Origin of the sequence: Acidovorax sp. SUPP3334 (assembly GCF_030159055.1) — a bacterium.
Lineage (GTDB): Bacteria > Pseudomonadota > Gammaproteobacteria > Burkholderiales > Burkholderiaceae_C > Paracidovorax.
Genome location: NZ_BQXQ01000021.1, coordinates 41548 through 65336, shown reverse-complemented (window position 1 = coordinate 65336; position 23789 = coordinate 41548). Strand labels below are relative to the sequence as shown.

Genomic DNA, 23789 nt, shown 5'->3' with positions numbered 1-23789 from the left:
GCTCGGAATTGTAGGGGTGCGCCACGCCGGCCCGCAGGCCCGCATGGCCTCGCCCGTCAACGCGCAGCCACCATCAGGATCCATCCCTCTTGCGTGTCGGCGACCTGCAGGGAAAGCCACGGCGCATAGGCTTCTTTCAGTTCATCGGCCTGGCGCTCCAGGATGCCGGCCAGCACCAGATGCCCGCCCGCCGCGACATGCGCGCACAACAGCGGCGCCAGCACCTTGAGCGGTGTCGCGAGGATGTTGGCCAGCACGGTCTGGTAGGTGCCGCCGGCCTGATCGGGCAGGCCCGCTTTCAGCGCGACGCCGTTGGCCTCGGCGTTCAAGCGGGTGGACTTGACGGCGGCTGGGTCGATGTCCACGGCGTCGATGTCCGTGGCGCCGAACTTGGCGGCGCCGATCGCCAGGATGCCGGAGCCGCAGCCATAGTCGAGCACGCGCCCCAGGGGGTTGGCAGCGCTTGCGTGCAGGGCACCCTGCGCCGCGATCCAGCGCAGGCACATCCGCGTGGTCGGGTGGGTGCCCGTGCCGAAGGCCAGTCCCGGATCAAGCCGGATGCTGCGCTTGGCTTCGGCCGGCAGTTCATGCCAGGTGGGCACGATCCAGAAATCCGGCGTGATGTCCACCGGCGCGAACTGCGACTGCGTGAGCCGCACCCAGTCCTGATCCTCCAAGGCCGTGATCCCCAGCACGCGGCAGCCTTCGAAAAAATCCTGCACTTCCAGCAGGGCGCTTGCTTCCTGGGCCTCGGTCTCGCTCTGGAACAACGCCACCACACGGCTGCGCTGCCAGCCGTCCTTCGGGGGCGGCATGCCGGGCTCGCCGAACAGGGCCTGCTCGGCATCGGTCTGCGCGTCGGCGTCTTCGACGGAGACGCTCAGCGCCTGCAGCGCATCGAGCGCGTCGCTCAAAGACTCGACCCGGTCTTCTGGGCACATCAGGCTCAGCTCAAACATGGGGACCTCCGGGAGAAAACGAAAATGCTGGCACCCGTTGCCAGGTGCCAGCATGCAAAACCACCACGCGCGGCAAGCTCAGCGCTTGTGCTGCGAGAGCCACTCTTCCAGGTAATGGATGTTGGTGCCGCCGGCCACGAACTTGGCGTCCACCATCAGCTCGCGGTGCAGCGGCACGTTGGTGTTGATGCCCTCGATGACCGTTTCGGACAGCGCCGTGCGCATGCGCGCCAGGGCCTGCTCACGCGTATCGCCATGCACGATGATCTTGCCGATCATCGAGTCGTAGTTCGGTGGCACGTAGTAGTTCGAATAGGCATGCGAGTCCACACGCACGCCCGGGCCGCCCGGCGCATGCCACATGGTGATGCGGCCCGGCGAGGGAATGAACTTGTACGGGTCTTCCGCGTTCACGCGGCACTCGATGGCGTGCCCGCGGATCTCGATCTGGCGCTGCGTGAACGGCAGCTTCTCGCCTGCGGCGACCATGATCTGCGTCTTCACGATGTCCACGCCCGTGATCCATTCGGTCACCGGGTGCTCCACCTGAACGCGCGTGTTCATTTCGATGAAGTAGAACTCGCCGTTTTCATACAGGAACTCGAACGTGCCCGCGCCGCGGTAGCCGATCTTCTTGCACGCAGCCACGCAGCGCTCGCCGATCTTCTCGATCAGCTTGCGGGGAATGCCGGGCGCCGGCGCCTCTTCGATCACCTTCTGATGGCGGCGCTGCATCGAGCAGTCGCGCTCGCCCAGGTAGACCGCGTTGCGGTGCTTGTCCGCCAGGATCTGGATTTCGATATGGCGCGGGTTCTGGAGAAACTTCTCCATGTAAACGGCCGGATTGCCGAACGCCGCACCGGCCTCGGCCTTGGTCATCTGAACGGCGTTGATGAGTGCCGCCTCGGTGTGCACCACGCGCATGCCCCGGCCGCCACCGCCGCCGGCGGCCTTGATGATCACGGGGTAGCCGACCGCCTTGCCGATGCGACGGATCTGGACCGGATCGTCCGGCAGTTCGCCTTCGGAGCCCGGCACGCAGGGCACGCCTGCGCGGATCATGGCCTGCTTGGCCGAGACCTTGTCTCCCATGGTGCGGATCGACTCGGGCGTCGGGCCGATGAACTGGAACCCGCTCTTTTCCACGCGCTCGGCGAAATCGGCGTTCTCGGACAGAAAGCCGTAGCCGGGGTGGATGGCTTCGGCATCGGTCACTTCGGCCGCCGAGATGATCGCGGGCATGTTGAGATAGGACAGCGGCGAGGGCGCGGGCCCGATGCAGACCGCTTCTTCGGCCAGCTTCACATATTTGGCGTCGCGGTCGGCCTCGGAATACACCATGACGGCCTTGACGCCCAGCTCACGGCAGGCGCGCTGGATGCGCAATGCGATTTCGCCGCGATTGGCAACGAGGATTTTCTTAAACATAGGCTTCTTCGCGGCTCGATCACCCGTGCGCTGCGCACGCGAGTGCGGTGGGCTGGCGCGCCTTGCCTGCGGCAAGGACGCCGGAGCCGGCGACGATGATTTTCTGAAACATGGACTTTCCCTGGCGACCGGCGACAAGGCCGGTGCGCGCGACAAGGACCGGAAGGGGCATGCGCAATTTATTCGATCACGAACAGAGGCTGCCCGTATTCGACGGCCTGGCCGTTTTCACCCAGGATGCGGGTGACGGTGCCGGACTTGTCGGCTTCGATTTCGTTGAGGATCTTCATGGCCTCGATGATGCAGATGGTCTCGCCTTCCTTGACCTGGCTGCCCACCTCGACGAACGACTTGGCGCCCGGGCTGGACGCACGGTAGAACGTGCCCACCATGGGCGACTTGACGATGTGGCCGGTCGGGGCGGCGGGGGCCGGCAGTTCGGCCACAGGGGCGGCGGCTGCGGCGGCAGGCGCTGCGGCCTGGGCGGGGGCCGCCATATATTGCTGGACGACCGCACCGCCGCTCTTGACGATGCGGACCTTGCCTTCTGCCTCGGTGATCTCGAGTTCTGACACATTCGACTCTGACACGAGGTCGATCAAGGTCTTGAGTTTTCGCAAATCCATGGGAACTCCAACGCCAAAAACAAAATAGGGCGCGAATTTACCCTAAATTCGACCTACGACCGGCATTTGGTTGCAAATACATTGAACTCCCCAGTGCATCCCAGGGCGCTCTAACCCAGCAAGACCCACTGCTGGATATCTTGCGGGGTCACCTGCCCCATTTTACGGTGGAGCACGGTTCCATCTGCGCCCATCAGCACGCTAAATGGCAATCCTCCTGTGAGATTGCCCAGCGAACGGCCCAGCTCGGTGCCGGACAACCCTGCCAGGCCGATGGGAAAGTCCAAGGGAAGGCGATCCAGAAATTTGCGCACCGACGAAGGCTGGTCGATGGCCAAGCCCACCACCTGCCAGCCTTTTGCTGCGTTTTCGCGGTAGAAGGCATTCAAAAGCGGCAATTCCTCTACGCACGGCGGGCACCAGGTCGCCCAGAAGTTCACCAGCAGCGGCTTGCCGCGAAAACGTTCCATCGCCACGGGCTCACCACCTGCGGGTGCGTCGAAACGTTCGGCCCACAGCGCGGCCTCGGCTCCCGTCATCACGGCATGCGGCTGAAACCGCCACCATGCCAGACCCGCACCGCCCAGCGCGGCGGCAGCAGCCACCCCGCCGTAGAGCAGACTGCGGCGCGAGGCCGATGCGGCACCTTGGACGCGGTTGGGCGAACTGGCATCGGCGGAAAAGGAAGTGCCCGGATCGGAGGGCGGCGACAGACTCATTCGGGGGTGTTCTCCAATAGCTTGCGCACGGCGCGCGCATCGCCGCGCGGCGTGCGGCCACGCGCATCAGGGCGGAGCGCGCCGCGCAGGTTGTCCAGGTCATAGATCAACAGGTGCACGCCAATCATCTCGCCCAAAGGCCGCGAATGGCTGGACACGCTCAAGGCTTCCACCGACTCCCCATGGAAACCGGTGACGGTACGCGGCTCATAGTCCACGTGGTGATCGATCAGGGCGATCTCGGCAGACTTGCAGTCGTCGCAGAACAACTGCAAATAGATATCGGACAGCCGGGTCGCCGTGCCATGCCAGACCGCGCCACCCAGGTGGGGACGAAACGGCTCCATGCGCTCCATCCAGACGAGCGCCAGTTGGCGCAAGGCACGCAGCTCGTCCGGCTGGGTGTCGGCGCAGAACAGGCCGATGTATTCACGCACCGCGTCTTCCACCAGATCGTTGTCCGGCAGCGGAGTGCGGGTCGGCAGGCCCAGCTGGCGAACGGCCCGGCGTTTGGCAGGCCCCCATTCCAGGCCCTCTTCGACGACCAGACGGGCTGCGGCGTTGGCGATCTCGGTGGCGAGGGCGTTTTGCATGGCGGCGGCTCGGGGATAAGGCTGCATTGTGGCCGCAATGGCCCTTGCAGGCCCGCGAATGCGCCCGCGCCCGGCAGGGGCATGGGAGGCCCCGAATCGACAAATGCTATTAAAATCATAGCTGATGAGGCAATGGGGATAAGCACGGAGGGACTCAGGGGCCTGCAACCTTAGAATCTGCGCCCATGCATATTCACATTCTGGGCATCTGCGGCACGTTCATGGGCGGCCTGGCGGCCCTGGCACGCGAAGCGGGCCACAAGGTCACCGGCTGCGACACCGGCGTGTATCCCCCGATGAGCGACCAGCTCCGCGCACTGGGCATCGAACTGATCGAAGACTATGGCGCCGACCAGATGGCGTTCGCCCCCGATCTGTTCGTCATCGGCAACGTGGTCAGCCGGGCGCGACTGCCCGATGGCACGCCGAAATTTCCCTTGATGGAAGCCATCCTCGACGCAGGCGCAGCCTATGCCAGCGGACCGCAGTGGCTGGCCGAACACGTGCTGCAGGGCCGGCACGTCCTGGCCGTGGCGGGAACCCACGGCAAGACCACCACCACGTCGATGCTCGCGTGGATTCTGGAATGCGCGGGCCTGCAGCCCGGCTTCCTGGTGGGCGGGGTGCCACTGGATTTCGGCGTGTCGGCCCGGCTGGGCGCGCCGCACCGGCCTTCGCCAGGCGCGGGCATCGCGGGCGAGGCGCCCGTGTTCGTGATCGAGGCTGACGAATACGACACCGCGTTTTTCGACAAGCGCAGCAAATTCGTCCATTACCGGCCCCGTACCGCGGTGCTGAACAACCTGGAATTCGACCACGCGGACATTTTCGACGACCTGCCGGCGATCGAGCGGCAGTTCCACCACCTGGTGCGCACGGTGCCGCCCTCGGGCCGCGTCGTATTCAACGGGCTGGAGGAAAGCCTGGTGCGCGTGCTGCACGCGGGGTGCTGGAGCGAGGTGACGAGCTTCGGCGCACTGGTGAGCGACTTCACGGCGCAGGGCGACCCGCAAGCCTTCGATGTGCTCCACCGGGGCCAGGCGGTGGCCCGCGTGGAATGGGCGTTGACCGGCGTGCACAACCAGTTGAACGCCCTGGCCGCCATCGCGGCAGCCCACCATGTGGGCGTTTCACCGGCAGAGGCCGGCCGGGCACTGGGGCGGTTCCAGAACGTGAAGCGGCGCATGGAATTGCGCGGCACCGTGCGAGGCATCGCGGTGTATGACGATTTCGCCCACCACCCCACCGCCTTGCGCACCACGCTGGATGGCCTGCGACGCCGCGTCGGGCCCGGGGTGCGAATCCTCGCGGCGTTCGAGCCGCGCAGCAACACCATGAAGCTCGGCACGATGAAATCCCAATTGCCCTGGGCCCTGGAGCCGGCCGACCTGGCGTTTTGCCACACCGCCGGGCTCGATTGGGACGCCGCCCAGGTGCTGGCACCCATGGGCGCCAAAGCCGTCACGGCGCCGGACATCGACACGCTGACTTCGCAGATCGCACACGCAGCGCAGCCGGGCGATCACATCGTCTGCATGAGCAACGGCAGCTTCGGCGGCATTCACGGCAAGCTCATCGATTTGCTATCTAAATAATAGCAACACCCCCTAGTGGAATATGCGCCGGAGGCCTTTTCGGCATCGAATTTCAGCGCATGAAAGGGGCGCCATTCCCCATCGCCGGCCGCCGCCGTGCCGTCCGGGCTTCATTCAGTAGGTCACGGCCATGGCGGCCACATCCACCCGGACCACCGGCCGGGCCAGGGCGGCGCTGGCCGCTTCGGCGAACTGGCGGCCCCATTGCGGATCGGACAGCAGCTGAGCGCCAGCGGCCTGCGCCACCGTCAGCACCTTGTCGGCAAGCAGCACCTTGCCGCTGGCCCGCAGCGGCTCGCACTCCAGGCTGATGAACGCCTCGTCCAGCCAGCGGCGGGCGTCTTCGTTGCCCAGCGGCTCCGATCCTTGCAGATCGAAACGGAATTCCTGGCCCGGCGCCAGGGTGATCGAGACTTCTCTGCGCATGGATTGCTTTCCTTAAATCGAGGTCAGGACAGTGAGACGGACAGCATGGGGCGCAAGCTGGCGCCGCACGGTGGCGGCGGTCAAAGCTTACACCGCTGGCAACGCCGCCCCGGTCCGTCTTTCAGAGGGCGCGGCGCGCCACCACGGCGGCCGACAGATCGGCCAGTGCCGACAGCGAATCGTCCCAGCCCAGGCAAGCATCGGTGATGCTCTTGCCGTATTCCAGGGCGCCCGGCTGGTCCTTGCCTGGCGTGAATTTCTGGGCGCCTGCGGTCAGGTGGCTTTCGATCATCAGGCCGAACACACTGCGCGAGCCCCCGGCGATCTGCGCGCCGATGTCGCGCGCCACGTCGCGCTGCTTTTCGTGCTGCTTGCTGCTGTTGGCGTGGCTGCAATCCACCATCAGGGTGGCGGGAAGCTTGGCGGCCTCCAGGTTCTGGCAGGCAGCGGCGACGCTGGCGGCATCGTAGTTGGGCGCCTTGCCGCCGCGCAGGATCACGTGGCAGTCCGGGTTGCCCTGGGTGCTGACGATCGCCACCTGGCCGTTCTTGTGCACCGACAGGAAATGGTGCCCGCGACTGGCGGACTGGATCGCGTCGGTCGCGATGCGAATGTTGCCGTCGGTGCCGTTCTTGAAGCCGATGGGCGCCGAGAGGCCCGACGCCAGCTCGCGGTGCACCTGGCTTTCGGTAGTGCGCGCCCCGATGGCACCCCAGCTGATGAGGTCGCCGATGTACTGGGGCGAGATCACGTCCAGGAACTCGCTGCCCGCCGGCACGCCCATGCGGTTGATGTCGATGAGCAGCTGGCGCGCGATGCGCAGGCCCTCGTCGATGCGATAGCTTTCGTCCAGGTACGGGTCGTTGATCAGCCCCTTCCAGCCGACCGTGGTGCGGGGCTTTTCAAAGTACACGCGCATCACGATTTCCAGCGTGTCGGCGTACTGCTCGCGCACGGCCTTCAGGCGCCGCGCGTATTCCAGCGCTGCCGCAGGGTCGTGGATGGAGCACGGGCCGATCACCACCAGCAGCCGGTCGTCCCGGCCCGCCATGATGTCCTGAATGCCACGCCGCGTTCGCGTGATCAGGGATTCCACCGCCGTTCCCCGGATGGGGAAAAAGCGGATCAGATGTTCCGGGGGAGGCAGCACGGTGATGTCCTTGATACGTTCGTCGTCGGTCTGGCTGGTCTTCTCGACGTCGCGGTACCAGGCATCGCTGGTGGGGTTGGCAGTGGCCGTCATGGTTGCGTCCTCGTGGGGTGGATCGGAAAAAAGGGGGAGCGGAAAACAAAAAACCGCCGGGCTTTTCAGCTTCGGCGGTTTCTAGGAGAAGGGCTCGGGTGGTTGCGCGCGACCTCTCATCCGCCAGGGACAGAGAAGTAAAACCAAAAATAAAACGCGCTACGCACTTGCATCGGTGGCAATGTAACACCGATTTTTGCGCCGCAACATCCCCGGCGCGTTGCTGCGTCGCCACAAAGGGAGCGGCGAGCGTTCATCGCCTGCGCCCCGCCAGCCAGCCGCGCAGGCGCGCCAGCATCGGCAGGCGCGTAGCGCCAGGGGGTTTGGCGGGCGGCTCGCTGAAGGCCGCGCCGCCCTGCTCGTACATGTCGATGACGAGCAATGCCTCGCCCAGCGTGCGCCAGGCCAGGCGCTCGAACGCATCGAAGCAGGCCGGCTCGGTGCGGCTCTGCCGGGTGAGCGCCTGGTGCCACAGGTCGATGGCATCGCGCATGTCCTTGAGCGCCTGCTGATAGGCGCCCAGCTCGTACAGCGCATGCCAGGCCGAACCGAGGCCCGTGAGAAAGAACTGGTGCTCACGCGCCGCGCGCCTCAGGTGCTCCAGGCTCCAGAAAATGGCGGAGGGGTCCGCGCAAGCGCGGCGAAGTTGCGCGGCGTCTTCGATGAGCACGGAGAGCGATGTCAGCGCATCGCGGAATTGGCGGGACTCTTCATCGGCAACCCCCTCGCGCAGCAAACGGCTGACATCACCGAACGACTGGGCGGTGTTCAGCAGCTGGCTGGACGGAGGGGCGGGCATGGCGGACGCCTGGAAGACCCGCCGCCTGCCGTCAGGCCGTGCCGCCGACCGTGAGACCGTCGATGCGCAACGTGGGCTGGCCCACGCCGACCGGCACGCTCTGGCCTTCCTTGCCGCATGTGCCCACGCCGCTGTCGAGCGCCATGTCGTTGCCGATCAGCGTCACCTTCTTGAGCGACTCCGGGCCGCTGCCGACGATGGTGGCGCCCTTCACCGGGTACAGGATCTTGCCGTTTTCGACCCAGTACGCTTCGCTGGCCGAGAACACGAACTTGCCGCTGGTGATGTCGACCTGGCCGCCGCCGAAGTTGGTGGCGTAGAGGCCGCGCTTCATGCTCGCCACGATCTCCGCCGGGTCCTTGTCGCCGCCCAGCATGTAGGTGTTGGTCATGCGCGGCATGGGGATGTGCGCATAGCTTTCGCGCCGCCCGTTGCCGGTGGGCGCCACGCCCGACAGGCGCGCATTCATCGAATCCTGGATGTAGCCCTTGAGGATGCCGTCTTCGATGAGCACGTTGCGCTGGCTCGCATGCCCTTCGTCGTCCACGTTGAGCGAGCCGCGGCGGTCGGCCAGGGTGCCATCGTCCAGCACCGTCACGCCCTTGGCCGCCACGCGCTGGCCGATGCGGCCGCTGAACGCACTCGAGCCCTTGCGGTTGAAATCGCCTTCCAGCCCGTGGCCCACGGCCTCGTGCAGCAGCACGCCAGGCCAGCCCGGGCCGAGCACCACGGTCATTTCTCCGGCAGGTGCGGGGCGCGATTCCAGGTTGACGAGGGCGGCGTTCACCGCTTCATCGACATATTTGGTGATTTGCGCATCGTCGAAATAAGCCAGCCCGAAGCGTCCGCCCCCGCCGGCCGAGCCGACCTCGCGGCGGCCGGCCTGCTCGGCGATCACGGTGACCGACAGGCGCACCAGCGGCCGCACATCGGCGGCCAGCGTGCCATCGGAGCGCGCTACCAGCACCACGTCGTATTCGCTGGCCAGGCCGGCCATGACCTGGGCCACGCGCGGGTCCTTGGCGCGGGCCTGCTGCTCCACCTTCTCCAGCAGCGCCACCTTGGCCGTGCTGTCCAGCGAGGCGATGGGGTCGGTGCCGGGATAGAGCGATCGGCTGGCGGAGATTTTCTTCAGCGAGATTTTTGCCCGCTTTTCCTGGGAGACCGCAGAGATGGCGCGCACGGTGCGTGCCGCGTCGAGCAAAGACGCTTCGGAGATGTCGTCGGAATAGGCGAAGGCCGTTTTCTCGCCGCTCACGGCCCGCACGCCCACGCCCTGGTCGATGCTGAAGGAACCCGTCTTGACGATGCCCTCCTCCAGGCTCCAGCCCTCGCTGCGCGTGTATTGAAAGTAAAGGTCGGCATCGTCCACCTGATGGGCGCGGATGTCGGCCAGCGCGCGCGCCAGGTGGGTTTCGTCGAGGCCGAAAGGCTCCAGGAGCAGGCGGCGGGCGACGGACAGGCGTTCGATGGTGGGTTCGCGGGAGATCATGGGCAGATTCTAGAAGCCTTGTCGCCCGGTGGCGTGGCGCTTGGCGAGCATCCCGACCGGCGGCACGGCCATGTCGGCAATCGTGGGCGCCAGGGCCGCTCGACTGGGGTAAAACCTCCTGCTGGCAATCCAAAGCCCCCCATCACCCCCAACGCCCCTGGAGATCGCGCAATGAAGGCCCTGGCCACGACCCACCACCCGACCGTCCGCGAGCAGGCCGACGCCCTGGCCCGGGGGGCCACCACCAGCGTGGCACTGGTCGAGGCGGCGCTGGAGCGCATCGACGCGCACCGCTCGGCCGCAGGGCATGCGTACGTGGGCGACATCGACGCCCAGGGGGCGCTGCAGGCCGCCCGCGCCATCGATACCGCCCGTGCTGCCGGAAACGTCCCCTCTGCGCTGGCCGGCCTGCCGGTGTCGATCAAGGACCTGTTCGACGTGCGCGGCCAGGTCACTCGTGCCGGCGCCACCGTGATGGCCGATCGCCCCCCCGCCACAGCCGATGCCGTGGCCGTGGCGCGCCTGCGCGCCGCGGGCGCGGTATTGCTGGGCCGCACGAACATGAGCGAGTTCGCGTTTTCAGGGTTGGGGCTGAATCCGCACTACGGCACGCCCGCCCATCCGCAAGATCGCGGCCGCATCACCGGAGGCTCCAGCTCCGGCGCCGCCGCTACCGTGGCGCTCGGCATGGCCACCGTGGCGCTGGGCACCGACACGGGCGGCTCGATCCGCATTCCCTCTGCGTTTTGCGGGCTGACGGGGTTCAAGCCCACGGCCCGGCGGGTGCCGCTTCAAGGGGCATATCCCTTGTCCCGCAGCCTGGATTCGGTCGGCCCGCTGGCCCGCAGCGTGGATTGCTGCGCCATCGTCGATGCCATCCTGAGCGGCGAAACGCTGGACACGCGCGCGGCGCCGCTGGCGGGCCTGCGCCTTGGCGTGACGGACGATTACGTGATGGACGGCGTCGAGCCGGCGGTGGCGGCCGCCTTCGAAACCGCGCTCCAGCGCCTGGCCGCGGGCGGTACCCGCATCGTGCGCTTCGGCTTCGCGGAATTGCACCGGTTGCCCGCGCTGAACGCAGCGGGCGGGTTGATCGCAGCCGAAGCCTGGCACGTGCACCGCGCCCGCCTGGACGATCCCACGCAGGCGGCGCGCTACGACCCCCGCGTGGCCCAGCGCACCCGCCGGGGCGCCGCGATCTCGGCCGCCGATTACATCGACCTGCAGGATGCCCGGCTGAGCTTGCAGGCCACCGCCCGGGAGCGCCTGCGCGATTTCGACGCCTGGCTGATGCCGACCGTGGCGGTGCGCGCGCCGCTGCTGGCGGACCTGGCCAGCGACGACGCCAAGTTCCTTGCCACCAACGGGCTGGTGCTGCGCAACACGACGGTACTCAATTTCCTGGACGGCTGCGCGCTGTCGCTGCCCTGCCAGAGCCCCGGCGAATTGCCAGTGGGCCTATCGGTGGGCGGGGTGCACGGCGCCGATGCGCGCGTGCTGCAGGTGGGGCGTGCGATCGAGGCGTGCCTTGCGGCTGGCTAGCTGCGTTCCGCCATGGGAATGCGCTGCGCCCGCGCGATGGACATCAGCACGCCCAGCGCCAGCCCCAGCGTGACCATGGCGGTGCCGCCATAGCTCACGAAGGGCAGCGGCACGCCCACCACGGGCAGGATGCCGCTTACCATGCCCATGTTCACGAAGGCATAGGTGAAGAAGATCATCGACACCGCGCCGGCCATGAGGCGCGAGAACAGCGTGGTGGCCCCGACCGCGATGGCCAGGCCCCGCCACACCAGCATCAGGAAGCAGACGATGAGAAACAGGTTGCCCGCCAGCCCGAACTCTTCTGAAAACGCAGCGAAGATGAAATCGGTGGTGCGCTCGGGAATGAACTCCAGGTGCGTCTGCGTGCCGGCCATGAAGCCCTTGCCCCAGAAGCCCCCCGAGCCAATGGCGATCATGCCCTGGATGATGTGAAAGCCCTTGCCCAGCGGATCGCGCGTGGGGTCCAGCAGCGTGCAGATGCGCTGCTGCTGGTAGTCGTGCAGCACGGGCCAGCGAACGCCGTCGGCGCAAATCTGCGGCTCGAACCACACGATGAGCGCGATGCAGATGCCCCCGATCAGCATGGGCGGCAGCACCAGCTTCCAGGGCAGGCCCGCGAAGAAGATCACCGACAGCCCGGCCGCGAGCACGAGCAGCGAGGTACCCAGGTCGGGCTGCTTCATGATGAGGCCCACCGGCACCGCCAGCAAGGCGCAGGCGACCACGAAGTCCAGCGGCCGCAACTGGCCCTCGCGCCGCTGGAACCACCACGCCAGCATGAGCGGCATGGCGATCTTGAGCAATTCGCTGGGCTGCACCACCACCCCCAGGTTGATCCAGCGCTGGGCGCCCTTCTTGGTGATGCCGAACAGCGCGACCGCCACCAGCAAGGCCACCCCCAGCGTATAAAGCGGCACGGCCATGGCCATCAGCCGCTGGGGCGGCACCTGGGCCACCACGAAAAGGATGCCGGCGGCCAGCAGCATGTTGCGGCCATGGTCGTAAAAGCGCGTGCCGTGGTCGTAGCCCGAGGAATACATCGCCACCAACCCCGTCGATGCCAGCATCAGCAGCACCAGAATGAGCAGCCAGTCGAAGCCACGGAACAGGGGCAGGACGCGCTGCAGCAGGGAGGGTTTGTCGAAAACGGCGGACATGGGGCGCGATTATCCGGCCGGCCGATGGCGCCGCCGCCCCGGCACAATCGAAGGCCCCCGGCCCTGCCGCACCATTGCCTGCCACCCGCACCGTCCCGCATGCCTGCCACCACCCATCTGCTCTATCTGCACGGCTTCCGTTCGTCGCCCCAGTCGGCCAAGGCCCGGCAGATGGCGGCCTACGTGGCTGCCCACCATCCCGCCGTGCACTTTTGGTGCCCGCCATTGCCGCCTTCGCCGCGCGCAGCCATGCAGCAGGTGGCGCAGGGCATCGCGGACTGGCCCCGCGGCGCGATGGCCGTGGTGGGGTCGTCGCTGGGCGGGTTCTACGCCAGCTGGGTGGCGCAGCAGGCGCGCTGCCCCAGCGTTCTGCTCAACCCGGCCGTGGACCCGGCCCGCGATCTGGAGCGCTACATCGGCGAGCAGACCGCGTGGCACGATCCGGCAGAGCGCTTTTTCTTCCTCCCCGAATACATCGGGGAACTGCGTGCACTGGATGTGCGGGGCCTGCCGCCCGCCGGCCCGCAACTGGCCATCATTGCCAAAGGCGACGAATTGCTGGACTGGCGCGAAATGTCGGGGCGCTACCCCGCCGCGCAGCAGGTGCTGCTGGAAGGCGGCGACCATGCCCTGAGCGATTTCCCGGCGCACATCGCCACGGTGGCGCGGTTCTGCGGCCTGGCATAGGCGCCGGGCTCAAGGAGCCGCTGCCGAGGCGGGCGGCGCGGCGCCGGCACTGCCTCCCTGCGGATGGCTGGCCGCCCAGCGCGCGTATTCCTGCGGATAGGCGACGCGATAGCGCACGGTGTGGAAATCGACCTCGGCTTGGCGCCCCAGCAGGGCCGCGCTGGCCAGCACCGCTTCGATGACGCGGGGTTCCGGCGAATAGTGCAGCAGCCGCGTCGCCTGCGGATGGATCTCCGCCGCGTTCTGGGCGGTCACCGGCGTGGTCGTCACGGTGGCGAAATGGGCCGTCTCCCGAAAGAACGCAATGCTGGCGAGCACCTTGCGCGCGGTGTCCTCGCGGTAGTCCGGATCGCGCTCGGGCACCGCGCGGTACAGCTGGCTCACCCGCTCGTAGTCCCGCACCAGCAGCCCGCCCAGCGCCAGCGCCGCGCCGCACGCCAGGGCTGCGGCGCCCATCCCCACACGGCCTGGCCGCAGAGGGGGCCCCGTGCGCTCGCGGCGCACCAAAAGCAGCAGCGCGAACACCGTGGCCAGTTGGAACGGCCCGTACCACAGCGGAAACTCCAGCAGGCTGTGCACGCCGACGATGGCCAGCACGCCCCAGGCCAGCTGGCGCACCGGATCGGTCTCCCGCCAGGGGGAGAGGCGCCACACGCCCCACAGCGCCAACGCGCACAGGAGCGCCGTGATCGGCAAGCCCAGCTCCACGGCCAGATGCAGCGGCAGGTTGTGGGCGTTGTCCAGCAGCACGCAAAAGCGCTCGCCGGGGAACAGGGTGGCGTAATGGGCATAGGCCATTTCGCCCCAGCCCCATCCGGTGAAAGGCTTTTGCGCGATCAGGTGGAGCATGTTGCTCCAGAGGACCTTGCGGCTGACGCAGCCCTGGCCTTCGTCCGCCAGCCGCTGGAACAACCCGTCCATCTGCACGCCCATCCAGTGCTCCAGCATCCAGGGCAGCAGCCAGGCCGCCAGCGCATAAAGCATCGCGCCGGTGGCCGCGAAGGCCAGCGGGAACACGCCCAGCGACCGGCGCCAGAGCACCAGCAGCCCGAGCATCACGCCCCATTCCAGGATGCCCGTGCGCGACGCGGTGGCCGCGTCCGCTGCGCTGATGAGCACCAGCGCCCAGGCGGCCAGCACGCCAGCGGCCACCGCAACGGCCGGCCGGCGGATGGCCGGCAGCGCGGCCTGCAGGCGGCCCATCGTCCAGGCCAGCGACCAGGCCCCCATGGCCAGCAGCGAAGCCTGCTGGTTGCGCTGGCGCAGATTTCCCAGCGCCAGTCCCGGCGTGGACGGATAGATAAAGGGCGACGCGCCCACATCGCCCCAGAAGAACTGCACCAGCCCCACCACGGACGCAAGCACCGCCGCCAGCAGCAAGCCACCGGCCAGCACCCAGCCCGCCCACCGGCGCAGCCCGCCCCGGGCCGGCTGCGCCTGCGCCGCACCCACCGCCATCCCGGCCAGCACGAGGGCGCAGGCGGCCGATGCCATCTGGGGCCAGAAATTGGACAGCGGTGCCTGGGTGTGGGCGAACAGGAACGGCAGCGCCACGGCCACGAGAGCCAGCACACTGGCGAAGGCGTTGAACAGGGGCATGAACGGGTGCGGCGCAGGCAAAGAACCCGATCATAGGCAGGCGGGCGCACGGCCTGGATCTGCGGACTGGCGAAAACCCGGCGGCGCGGTCCGGGGTGCCGGCCGGGGCCTTCGGCGCCCATGGGACAATCCGGCCCATGCATGCACTGTTTGAAGAGGCCGGCAAATTCCTCGCCGGCCGCATCCTTTCCGAGGCCGAAAGCTCAGCCCAGATCGAACTCGACTCGGGCAAACGGGTGAAGGTCAAGGCCGCCCACCTGCTGATCCGGTTCGAAAAGCCCTCGCCAGCCGAGATGCTGGCCCAGGCGCAGGCCGTGGCCGCGTCGATCGAACTCGACCTGGCCTGGGAATTCGCCCCCGAGGACGAATTCGGCTTCGCCGACCTCGCACGGGACTATTTCTCCGAGAACGCCACCCTGGTCCAGCAGGCCGGCGCGCTGTTCGCGCTGTACGAGGCGCCGCACTACTTCCGCCGTGCGGGCAAGGGCCGGTTCAAGAAGGCTCCGGCCGAGATCCTGCAGCAGGCGCTGGCCGCCATCGAGAAGAAGAAGCTCGTGCTGCAGCAGATCGCCGACTGGGCCGAGCAACTCGGCCGGGGCGAGTGCCCGCAGCCGATCCGCGAGCAGCTGTACAAGATCCTGTTCAGGCCCGACAAGAACGCGCCCGAGTACAAGGCCGTGGTGGAGGCCAGCCGCGCGACCCACCTGCCGCCGCTGGAGCTGCTGCAACGGGCCGGCGCCATCGACTCGGCCTACCAGTTCCACTGGAAGCGCTTCCTGTTCGACAACTTCCCGAAGGGCACCGGCTTTCCCGCCGTCACGGCGCCGCAGCCGCCCGAAGACCTGCCGCTGGCCCCCGTGCAGGCCTATTCCATCGACGATTCGCAGACCACCGAAATCGACGATGCGCTGTCGGTACAAGGCCTGGGCACGGGCACCGTCGTGCTGGGCATCCACATCGCCGCGCCGGGCCTTGCCATCGTGCCGGGCACGCCGCTGGACCAACTGGGGCGCAACCGCCTGTCCACGGTGTACATGCCCGGCTACAAGATCACCATGCTGCCCGACGAGGTGGTGAAGATCTACACGCTGGACGAAGGCCGGGCCAACCCGGCCGTGTCGCTGTACGTCACGATCGACGAGGCCACGCTGGAGATTTCCGGCACCGAGACGAAGCTCGAACGCGTGCCCGTGGTGGCGAACCTGCGGCACGATCAGCTCGACCACATCGTGACCGAAGAGTGGCTGACCGATCCGTCGTTTCAGGCTCCGGATGCCCCCCAGCGCTTGCTGGACCTGCGTGGGCAGCTATCTTTTTTGCATCGCCTGGCCAGGAGCCTCAAGGCCCAGCGCGAAGTAGTGCGGGGCAAGCCCGAGACCTTCAACCGGCCGGACTACAACTTTCGCCTCACCGGCAATGACGGCGCCGAGCCGCAGGGCCGCGAGACGGTCTCGATCACCACGCGCCGCCGCGGCGCGCCGCTGGACCTGATCGTGGCCGAGGCCGCCATCGTGGCCAACAGCACCTGGGGCGGCCTGCTGGCCGACCACGGCGTGCCCGGCATCTACCGCAGTCAGGCCAGCCTGGCGCCCGGCGTGAAGGTGCGCATGGGCACCAAGGCGCTGCCGCACGCGGGCATCGGCGTCAAAAGCTACGCCTGGGCGACCTCGCCGCTGCGCCGCTACGTCGATCTGGTGAACCAGTGGCAGATCATCGCGTGCGTGCGCAATGGCCGCACGGCCGCGCTGGCCGCACCGTTCAAGCCCAAGGATGCCGACCTGTTCTCGGTCATCAGCAGCTTCGATGCAGCCTACAGCGCCTACAACGGCTACCAGGCCGGCATGGAGCGCTTCTGGACGCTGCAATACCTGCAGCAAAACGAGATCACCGAGATCGAGGCCACCGTGTTCAAGGAAGGCCCCGGCGGCAGCTTCCTCGTGCGGGCCGATGCGCTGCCGCTGGTGCTGCCGGTGCTGGGCGCGCAGAACCTGCCGCGCGGAGCGCGGGTGCGCGTGAAGCTCGGCGAGATCGATGAGATCACGCTCGATGTGAACGGCTCCGTGCTGGAGCGCCTGGACAGCCCGGCCGACAGCGCCGATGCCGCGCCGCAGGGCGACGAGGCGGGCGAGGACGACGAAGAAGCGGTGGCGGGCCCCATCGCCATCGCGGTGGACGTGAACGAAACCGAGGCCGGCGCGAGCCCCGGCACGGATAATCGGGCGCCGTGAAACCGCCCGCCTTCCTCCAACGATTCAGCACGCTGCAGCTGGCGCTCGGCGTGTCCGTCGCCGTGCATGCGGTGCTGCTGTCGGTGCGGTTCATCGACCCGGAAGGCTTCAACCGCGTTTTCCAGGACACGCCGCTGGAGGTGATCCTGGTGAATGCCAAGTCCAACGAGCGGCCTGACAAGGCGCAGGCGATCGCGCAGTCGTCCCTGGCGGGCGGCGGCGAGGCGGCCAAGGGCCGCGCCACCAGCCCCCTGCCCTATTCGGCTTTGACCGCGGTGGGCGACGACTTCGAAGAGGCCCAGCGCAAGCTCGATGCCATGCAGGAGCAGCAAAGCCAGTTGCTGGCCCAGCTGCGCAAGCAACTGGCGACCCTGCCCGTGCCCGATCCGCGCCAGCCCAGCCAGAGCGCCGACGCCCTGGCGCAGGAAGAAAAGCGCCGCCAGCTCATCAAGCTGCTGGCCGAGATCGAAAAGCGCATCAACGAAGAAAACGCCCGTCCCAAGAAGCGCTACATCAGCCCCGCCACGCGCGAGGAGGTGTACGCCGTGTACTACGACGGGCTGCGCCGCAAGATCGAGGACAAGGGCACCGACAACTTCCCCGAGCAGGGCGGCAAAAAGCTCTACGGCGAACTCACGATGATCGTGACCGTGAACCACGACGGCACGGTGCTGGAGACCGAGATCGTGCAGGGCTCCGGCAACCGGCTGCTCGATAACCGCGCCCAGGCCATCGCCCGGTCGGCCGGCCCGTTCGGCGCATTCGGCCCGGCCATGCGGGCCAAGGCCGACCAGATCGCCGTGGTGTCGCGCTTCAAGTTCACGCGCGACCAGACCCTCGAAACCAGCGTGCGCTGATCGATGTCCGCGCGCTCCGGGCCGCTTGCGGCCGACTCAACGCCTTTTATCCACAACGCACCCCGATGACTTCACCCGTGGACTCCTACTGCGTGATGGGAAACCCGGTCGAGCACAGCCGCTCGCCCTGGATCCATGCGCGATTCGCCGAACTCACCGGCGAGCGCATTTCGTACGCCCGCCGCCTCGTGCCGCTGGAGGGCTTCGGCCAGGCCCTGGCCGACTTCGCCGCATCCGGTGGGCGCGGCTGCAATGTGACGGTGCCCTTCAAGCTCGACGCCGCCCGGCTGGCCCACCGCGCCAGCGAACGGGTGCGGCTTGCCGGCGCGGCCAATACGCTCACCTTCGACGACGATGGCAGCGTGGCCGCCGACAACACCGATGGCCTGGGCCTGGTGGCCGACATCGTTCGCAACGCCGGCGTGCCGCTGGCGGGCCGCGACGTGCTGCTGGTGGGTGCGGGCGGCGCGGCGGCCGGAGTGCTGGGGCCGCTGCTGCACGAGCGCCCGCGCCGCATCGTGGTGGTCAACCGCACGGCCGCCCGAGCACAGGCCCTGGTGCAGGCGCATGCGGATCTGGCTTTGCTACAAAAAACAGAGCTAGATGCCCTAGAGATATATGCGCTGGAGGCCGATTTCGATCTGATCGTCAACGCCACCGCCAGCAGCCTGGCCGGTGGCGACATTCCGGTGCCGGCCCAGGTGCTGCGCGCCGGCAGCCTGGCCTACGACATGATGTACGGCCCCGCGGCGCAAGGGTTCCTGGACTGGGCCCGCCAGCACGGCGCCGTGCCGCGCGATGGCCTGGGCATGCTGGTCGAGCAGGCGGCGCAAGCCTTCGCGCTCTGGCGCGGGGTGCGCCCTCCGGCGGCCCAGGTGCTGGACGAACTGCGCGCCGCCATGGCGGCAGGCCATTGAGCCCGCCATGAAAGCCTTGCTGCGATGGATCGGGCTGGTGCTGCTGGCTTTCGTGGCGCTGCAGGTCTTCTTCATCGGGCGCATCGCGGCCATGGTGGTGATCGACCCGGAATCCACCGCGTTCCAGCGCTCCGAAGCCTGGGCTCAGATCGCCGGCCCCGGCCCGCTGCAGTGGCGCCAGCAGTGGGTGCCCTATGGCCAGATCGCCGACACCCTCAAGCGCGCGGTGATCGCCTCGGAGGACGACGGTTTCGTCAACCACGACGGCGTGGACTGGAACGCCATCGAAAAGGCCTGGGAGCGCAACGCCCGCGCCGAGGCCCAGGCCGCCAAGCGCCAGGAGGCGCAGCCCGACCGGCCCGTGCGCAACCCCAAGATCCGCGGCGGCTCCACCATCACGCAGCAACTGGCCAAGAACCTGCTGTTGTCGGGCGAGCGCACGCTGCTGCGCAAGGGGCAGGAGTTCGTGCTCACGCTGGCGCTGGAGCAACTGCTGAGCAAGCAGCGCATTCTGGAGATCTACCTGAACAGCGTGGAATGGGGGGACGGCGTGTTCGGGGCCGAGGCCGCCGCGCAGCACTACTTTCGCAAAAGCGCCGCCAAACTCAGCGCGGCCGAAGCGGCCCGGCTGGCGGTGATGCTGCCGCAGCCCAAGCGATTTGAAAAAGCGCCGGGGTCGGCCTACCTGTCCGGCCGCACGCGCGTGATCCTGGGCCGCATGGGAGCCGCCGAACTGCCCTAGAAACCCAGGTCAGGTCAGGTCGGGGCAGAAGCCCCGGAGCCGAGGCGCCTGGATTCAGACGTGCGGGCCGTTGAGCATGTCGCCCACCGGGCCGGGCATGACGGCTGCCTCTTCGCCGATGCGGTCCGCGGTGGCCTGCACCAGCGGCAGGAAGCGCTTGAGCATGCGCTCGTCCATCTGGCTGGCGAACGTCGAATACACCAGGGCGCCGCGCAGCACCCCGCCGCCGAACACCGGCACGGCGAACGCCGTGCTCTCGGCGTTGCTGCGGGCGTGGCGAATGGCGTAGCCCTGGCGCCGCGTTTGCTGCACGATCTTGCGCATGCCCCACAGGTCGGTGATCTTCTGGCTCTCGTCGCCGTGCAGGTTGGCCGACTCCACCAGGATGCGGCGCTCGGCGCGGCTGCAGAACGACAGGTAGGTGCGGCCCAGCGCCGAGGGAATCAGCTCGTAGCGGCGCCCCAGGCTGGAGGGCCGGATGGCGTAGGGGCTGTAAGGCATGGTGCAGAACACCACGCGGATCTGGTGCCCCTCGATGACGCCCAGCGACAGCGGCCACTTGATCTGGCGCGTGGTGGAGATCATGAGCGGCGCGGCCACTTCGGCCAGGCGCAGCTTTTCGTTGATGCCGCTGCTGAGGTTGCCCACGGCCAGCGTGAGCTGGTATTGGCCGTAGGCGTGCGGATCGCTGCGCACGTATTTCTCGGACTCCAGCGTGCTCAGCAGCCGGTGCAGCGTGGACTTGGCCAGGCCGGTGCGCTGGTGCAGTTCCTGCAGGCTCCAGGTGGATCGCTCGTTCATCACGCGAAGGATGAGCAGCGCACGCTGCACGGAACGGACTTCGGTACTCATGTTTCTCTCTCGGTCTCGGGTTGGGCAGTATGGCGCACGTGCGCACTACGCAATCAGCGGTACGCAGCCTATGCCGCCATGGATTCAAGCGCTCCCGCCATCGCCTGCCGTGCCGCGGCACGCAAGAGCGCCTGGTCGGAGCCGACGACGAAGAACGCGACGCCCAGCGCACGCAGGCTAGTCACCTGACGCACATCGGACACGAAGCAGCCTACGGCACAACGTGCCTGGCGCCCCGCTTCGCACACCTGGGCCACCGCCTCGGTCACGCGCGGATCGGTCGGGCTGTCGGCCCCGATCGATACGGCGAGATCGGCAGGGCCGATGAACAGGCAGTCGACACCGGGCACGGCCGCGATCTCTCGCGCCTGCGCCACGGCCTGCCCGCTTTCGATCTGCACGAGAACGGCGGTATGCGCGTCGCTCAGGCGCAGATGCTCGGCCATGCCGCGCTGGCCATAGCCTCCGGCGCGCGGCGAAGCGGAATAACCACGGGTGCCGCCATACCGCGCCGCGCGCACCACGTCGAGTGCAACGGCGGCGGAGTCCACGTGCGGCACCATCACCCCGGCAGCCCCCATGTCCAGCGCCTGCTGGATGGCCGCGCCGCGCGGGTACGGCACGCGCACGAGCACGGGAAGGCCGCAGGCGCGCGCGGCGAGCAGGCTGCGGTCCAGGCTCTCGGGGCCGAACGGTGCGTGCTCGGCGTCGAGCACCAGGGTATCGAGGCCCGTGGCGGCGAGCACCTCCACCGTCTGGTGCGAGGTCGTCTTGACGAAGGTCGAGAACAAAGGCTCGCCCGCCACAAGCCGTTCGCGCAGGGAACGGCCGTCGCCAGCGCCTTGGGGGGCGCCGCTCATGCCAGGTATTCCGGGCGCGCGGGCGTGAAAACGTCGAGATTGAGCACCGGCTCGTCGCCCACGACCACCCCGTAGTGCTGGACGTTGGGCGGAATCACCAGCAGTCCCCCGGGGCCGAGGCGCTTGACCTGCTGGTCGATGAAAAAGTCGATCTGGCCCGAAAGGATGTACACCACCTGCTCATGGGGATGGGAGTGCGGACGCGGCTCGTGCCCCGGCATCAGCCGGTGCAGCGCGAGCGTGACGTGCTCGCTGCCGAACGCCTTGCGCTCGATGCCGCGGCGCACGGGCGTCCATTCCAAGGCACTCCAGTCGACGCTGTTCAGCGCCCCGGACAGGGGGTGTGGGGTATTCATTCGGAGGCGATTCCCAGCGACTTGACGGTGGAGGACCACAGCCGGTAGTCAGCCTGCAGGATCTCGCGCAACTGAACCGGATCGACGGGCGCGCGCACCATGCCCAGACCCTTGAGCCGTTCGGCCACTTCGGGCAGGCCCGTCACCCGGTTGATTTCGTGATTGATCACGGCACGGCGCGCCGGATCGAGCCCCTTGGGCGCGAACACGCCATACCAGTTGGTGACCTCGAAACCCTTGAGCGTTTCGGACGCGCTGGGCACATCGGGCAGCAGGTCGGAGCGGGTCTTTTCGGTCACGGCGATCAGGCGTACCTTGCCGGCCTGCGCATGCGGCAGCAGCAGCGAGGCGCCGCCCGCGAACATCTGGCATTCACCCTGCAACAGCGCGGCGACGGCGGGGCCACCCCCTTTGTAGGGCACGTGAACGATGTCCAGTTGCGCGGTCTTCGCCAGCAGCGCGAGCGTGAGATGGTTGTGCGTGCCGATGCCGCCCGAGGCGTAGTTGAGCTTGCCCGGATTGGCGCGGATGTAGTCCAGCAGTTCGGCGAAGTTGCGCGCGGGCACGCTGGGCGCAACGGCGATGACGTTGATCGCGTAGGCCAGCATGGCCACGGTATCGAAATCGTTCATCGGGTCGAAGGGCAATTGCTTGTACAGGCTGCCGTTCATGGCATGCGTGGACATGGCGCCGATCTCCAGCGTGTAGCCGTCGGCCGGAGAGCGGGCCACCAGCGACGCGCCCAGATTGCCGCCCGCACCGGCCATGTTTTCCACCACCATGGGCTGGCCGCTGGCTGGAAACAAATGCTTCGACAGCAGGCGGCCGAGGATGTCGGTCGAGCCGCCGGGTGCGAACGGCACGATCAGGCGCACGGGATGCGAGGGGTAGTCGGCCGTCGAAGAAGGGGCTCCCTGCGCCTGCGCCCCGAAGGGCAAGGCGCCCGATAGGCCCAGAACCAGTGCCTTGCGGCGCGTGGTCGAAAAATTCATGGAAAACCCCCTTATTTCTTGTAGATGGAAAACCCAACCGCTTTCGAACGGTACGGATAGTCTAGAAGTGCCCTAATGAAAGAAAAGCGCGAACTTGAAAAATTCCGCCTTGCAGAATGGAATTTCAGCCCGATGCGGAAAAACCGTGGCGGCGTCTGTTCAGCCGTAGCGCGCACCCGGGCTCGGCCATTGCGGCGGCCCTTTTCTGCGCCCGTATCATGGCCGCCATGCTTTCCAAGTTGATGAGCCTTTTCCTCCTGGGACTGGTGCGCTTTCTGACCGGCTCCCAGGCCCGCTGGTACGGCTGCCCGCCCAAGGCGGAGCAACGCATCTATTTCGCCAACCACCAGAGCCACGCCGACCTGGTGATGATCTGGGCGGCCCTGCCGCAGGAGCTGCGCAGCATCACGCGCCCCATCGCCGCCAAGGACTACTGGACCAAGACGCCGTTTAGGCAATGGATCACCACGGCCGTGTTCAACGCGGTGTATGTCGATCGCCAGTCGGGCACCCCGCCGGCCGCAGCCGCGGCCGCGGCGCCGGTCGAGGCCGTCAGGGTGGAGCCGTCGCTCGACTCGCCCGGGATCGCGGCGCCTTTGGGCACCCCAAACCCGGCGGAAGGCGAGCAGATTCCGTTGTCCGGATTTGTGGCGGCCGAAATGCCTGCCGCGCCCGCCGCCCCCTCCGCGCTGCCCGACATGACGCATGCGGCCGAGCCGGCGCCCGCGTCCGGTGCGGCTTCAGACGCTCCGGTCCTCGACGCGCAAGCCCTGCGCGATGCGCTGGCGCCCGACGATCCGCTGGCCCCGCTGGTACGGGCCCTTGAGAGCGGCGACTCGATCGTGATCTTTCCCGAAGGCACGCGCGGCCAAGGCGATGAGCCGCAACCGTTCAAGTCGGGCCTGTACAAGCTGGCGCTGATGTTCCCGCAGGCGGTGCTGGTGCCGGCCTGGATCCACAACGTGCAGCGCGTCATGCCCAAGGGCGAAGTGGTGCCGGTGCCCATCCTGTGCTCGGTGACCTTCGGCGCGCCCATCCAGGTCGAGCCCGGCGAAGAGCGCCGCCCGTTCCTGGACCGCGCACGCCGCGCCGTCATCGCGCTGCGGGAGCTCTGAGG

The 23789-nt window shown here is 67.8% G+C and carries 23 protein-coding genes; 8 read left to right on the top strand and 15 right to left on the bottom strand.

Annotated features, from left to right (window positions below; genetic code table 11):
* Positions 1 to 56: 56 nt before the first annotated feature.
* From prmA to AVHM3334_RS13555, 5 genes are all read right to left on the bottom strand, one after another.
* On the bottom strand, positions 57 to 959 hold the full coding sequence (gene prmA, locus AVHM3334_RS13575) for a 50S ribosomal protein L11 methyltransferase (protein WP_284413044.1): 903 nt from the start codon (positions 957 to 959) through the stop codon (positions 57 to 59).
* A 78-nt stretch (positions 960 to 1037) separates the two neighbouring features.
* Entirely contained in the window at positions 1038 to 2387 is a 1350-nt protein-coding gene (gene accC, locus AVHM3334_RS13570) for an acetyl-CoA carboxylase biotin carboxylase subunit (RefSeq protein WP_284413042.1), read from the bottom strand.
* Positions 2388 to 2566: 179 nt separating this feature from the next.
* Positions 2567 to 3013, bottom strand: a complete 447-nt coding sequence (gene accB, locus AVHM3334_RS13565) for an acetyl-CoA carboxylase biotin carboxyl carrier protein (RefSeq protein ID WP_284413040.1) — start codon at positions 3011 to 3013, stop codon at positions 2567 to 2569.
* Positions 3014 to 3123: 110 nt separating this feature from the next.
* Positions 3124 to 3732 (bottom strand): TlpA family protein disulfide reductase, encoded by a 609-nt coding sequence (locus tag AVHM3334_RS13560; protein ID WP_284413038.1) that lies wholly within the window; start codon positions 3730 to 3732, stop codon positions 3124 to 3126.
* Positions 3729 to 4325, bottom strand: coding sequence for a hypothetical protein (locus AVHM3334_RS13555; protein ID WP_284413036.1), 597 nt, complete (start codon positions 4323 to 4325; stop codon positions 3729 to 3731). The genes AVHM3334_RS13560 and AVHM3334_RS13555 overlap by 4 nt, the downstream gene beginning before the upstream one ends.
* A 185-nt stretch (positions 4326 to 4510) precedes the next feature.
* On the opposite strand from AVHM3334_RS13555, the gene mpl reads away from it, so the two are divergent.
* Complete coding sequence (mpl, locus tag AVHM3334_RS13550; RefSeq protein WP_284413034.1) at positions 4511 to 5920, top strand: UDP-N-acetylmuramate:L-alanyl-gamma-D-glutamyl-meso-diaminopimelate ligase; 1410 nt, start codon at positions 4511 to 4513, stop codon at positions 5918 to 5920.
* Between the two features lie 114 nt (positions 5921 to 6034).
* On the opposite strand, the gene AVHM3334_RS13545 is transcribed toward mpl, so the two are convergent.
* The 4 genes from AVHM3334_RS13545 to tldD form a co-directional block, all read right to left on the bottom strand.
* Positions 6035 to 6346 (bottom strand): hypothetical protein, encoded by a 312-nt coding sequence (locus AVHM3334_RS13545; RefSeq protein ID WP_284413032.1) that lies wholly within the window; start codon positions 6344 to 6346, stop codon positions 6035 to 6037.
* A 121-nt stretch (positions 6347 to 6467) separates the two neighbouring features.
* The gene (locus AVHM3334_RS13540) at positions 6468 to 7589 is read right to left on the bottom strand and encodes a 3-deoxy-7-phosphoheptulonate synthase (protein ID WP_284413031.1); all 1122 of its coding nucleotides are present in this window, start codon (positions 7587 to 7589) and stop codon (positions 6468 to 6470) included.
* Between the two features lie 253 nt (positions 7590 to 7842).
* A complete protein-coding gene (locus AVHM3334_RS13535) occupies positions 7843 to 8388 on the bottom strand; it encodes a hypothetical protein (RefSeq protein WP_284413029.1) in 546 nt (181 codons plus the stop codon).
* Positions 8389 to 8419: 31 nt separating this feature from the next.
* Positions 8420 to 9880, bottom strand: a complete 1461-nt coding sequence (gene tldD / locus AVHM3334_RS13530) for a metalloprotease TldD (protein ID WP_284413027.1) — start codon at positions 9878 to 9880, stop codon at positions 8420 to 8422.
* A gap of 180 nt (positions 9881 to 10060) precedes the next feature.
* Here tldD and AVHM3334_RS13525 point away from each other — a divergent pair, with 180 nt between their 5' ends.
* Positions 10061 to 11422, top strand: a complete 1362-nt coding sequence (locus AVHM3334_RS13525) for an amidase (protein WP_502869910.1) — start codon at positions 10061 to 10063, stop codon at positions 11420 to 11422.
* On the opposite strand, the gene rodA is transcribed toward AVHM3334_RS13525, so the two are convergent.
* Complete coding sequence (gene rodA / locus AVHM3334_RS13520) at positions 11419 to 12582, bottom strand: rod shape-determining protein RodA (protein ID WP_284413023.1); 1164 nt, start codon at positions 12580 to 12582, stop codon at positions 11419 to 11421. The genes AVHM3334_RS13525 and rodA overlap by 4 nt on opposite strands.
* A 99-nt stretch (positions 12583 to 12681) precedes the next feature.
* Between rodA and AVHM3334_RS13515 the strand changes: the two genes are divergently transcribed.
* On the top strand, positions 12682 to 13269 hold the full coding sequence (locus AVHM3334_RS13515) for a YqiA/YcfP family alpha/beta fold hydrolase (RefSeq protein WP_284413021.1): 588 nt from the start codon (positions 12682 to 12684) through the stop codon (positions 13267 to 13269).
* A gap of 9 nt (positions 13270 to 13278) precedes the next feature.
* On the opposite strand, the gene AVHM3334_RS13510 is transcribed toward AVHM3334_RS13515, so the two are convergent.
* Positions 13279 to 14868 carry a PglL family O-oligosaccharyltransferase gene (locus AVHM3334_RS13510; RefSeq protein WP_284413019.1) on the bottom strand — a complete coding sequence of 530 codons (1590 nt, stop codon included), beginning with the start codon at positions 14866 to 14868 and terminating at the stop codon, positions 13279 to 13281.
* A 137-nt stretch (positions 14869 to 15005) separates the two neighbouring features.
* Between AVHM3334_RS13510 and AVHM3334_RS13505 the strand changes: the two genes are divergently transcribed.
* The 4 genes from AVHM3334_RS13505 to mtgA all read left to right on the top strand — a co-directional run bounded on the left by AVHM3334_RS13505 (position 15006) and on the right by mtgA (position 19612).
* Positions 15006 to 17096, top strand: a complete 2091-nt coding sequence (locus tag AVHM3334_RS13505; RefSeq protein WP_284413017.1) for a ribonuclease catalytic domain-containing protein — start codon at positions 15006 to 15008, stop codon at positions 17094 to 17096.
* Positions 17093 to 17953 carry an energy transducer TonB gene (locus tag AVHM3334_RS13500; protein WP_284413015.1) on the top strand — a complete coding sequence of 287 codons (861 nt, stop codon included), beginning with the start codon at positions 17093 to 17095 and terminating at the stop codon, positions 17951 to 17953. The genes AVHM3334_RS13505 and AVHM3334_RS13500 overlap by 4 nt, the downstream gene beginning before the upstream one ends.
* A 65-nt stretch (positions 17954 to 18018) precedes the next feature.
* Positions 18019 to 18870, top strand: a complete 852-nt coding sequence (gene aroE / locus AVHM3334_RS13495) for a shikimate dehydrogenase (protein ID WP_284413013.1) — start codon at positions 18019 to 18021, stop codon at positions 18868 to 18870.
* Between the two features lie 7 nt (positions 18871 to 18877).
* Entirely contained in the window at positions 18878 to 19612 is a 735-nt protein-coding gene (mtgA, locus tag AVHM3334_RS13490; RefSeq protein WP_284413011.1) for a monofunctional biosynthetic peptidoglycan transglycosylase, read from the top strand.
* Positions 19613 to 19666: 54 nt separating this feature from the next.
* On the opposite strand, the gene AVHM3334_RS13485 is transcribed toward mtgA, so the two are convergent.
* The 4 genes from AVHM3334_RS13485 to AVHM3334_RS13470 form a co-directional block, all read right to left on the bottom strand.
* Positions 19667 to 20464, bottom strand: a complete 798-nt coding sequence (locus AVHM3334_RS13485; protein WP_284413010.1) for an IclR family transcriptional regulator domain-containing protein — start codon at positions 20462 to 20464, stop codon at positions 19667 to 19669.
* 68 nt (positions 20465 to 20532) lie between these two features.
* Complete coding sequence (locus tag AVHM3334_RS13480; RefSeq protein ID WP_284413008.1) at positions 20533 to 21324, bottom strand: HpcH/HpaI aldolase family protein; 792 nt, start codon at positions 21322 to 21324, stop codon at positions 20533 to 20535.
* Positions 21321 to 21680: a cupin domain-containing protein gene (locus AVHM3334_RS13475; protein ID WP_284413006.1), complete on the bottom strand. Its 360-nt coding sequence runs from the start codon at positions 21678 to 21680 to the stop codon at positions 21321 to 21323. The genes AVHM3334_RS13480 and AVHM3334_RS13475 overlap by 4 nt, the downstream gene beginning before the upstream one ends.
* On the bottom strand, positions 21677 to 22672 hold the full coding sequence (locus AVHM3334_RS13470) for a Bug family tripartite tricarboxylate transporter substrate binding protein (protein ID WP_284413005.1): 996 nt from the start codon (positions 22670 to 22672) through the stop codon (positions 21677 to 21679). Before AVHM3334_RS13470 ends, AVHM3334_RS13475 begins: the two co-directional genes overlap by 4 nt.
* 227 nt (positions 22673 to 22899) lie before the next feature.
* Between AVHM3334_RS13470 and AVHM3334_RS13465 the strand changes: the two genes are divergently transcribed.
* Entirely contained in the window at positions 22900 to 23787 is an 888-nt protein-coding gene (locus tag AVHM3334_RS13465) for a lysophospholipid acyltransferase family protein (protein ID WP_284413003.1), read from the top strand.
* Positions 23788 to 23789 lie beyond the last annotated feature (2 nt).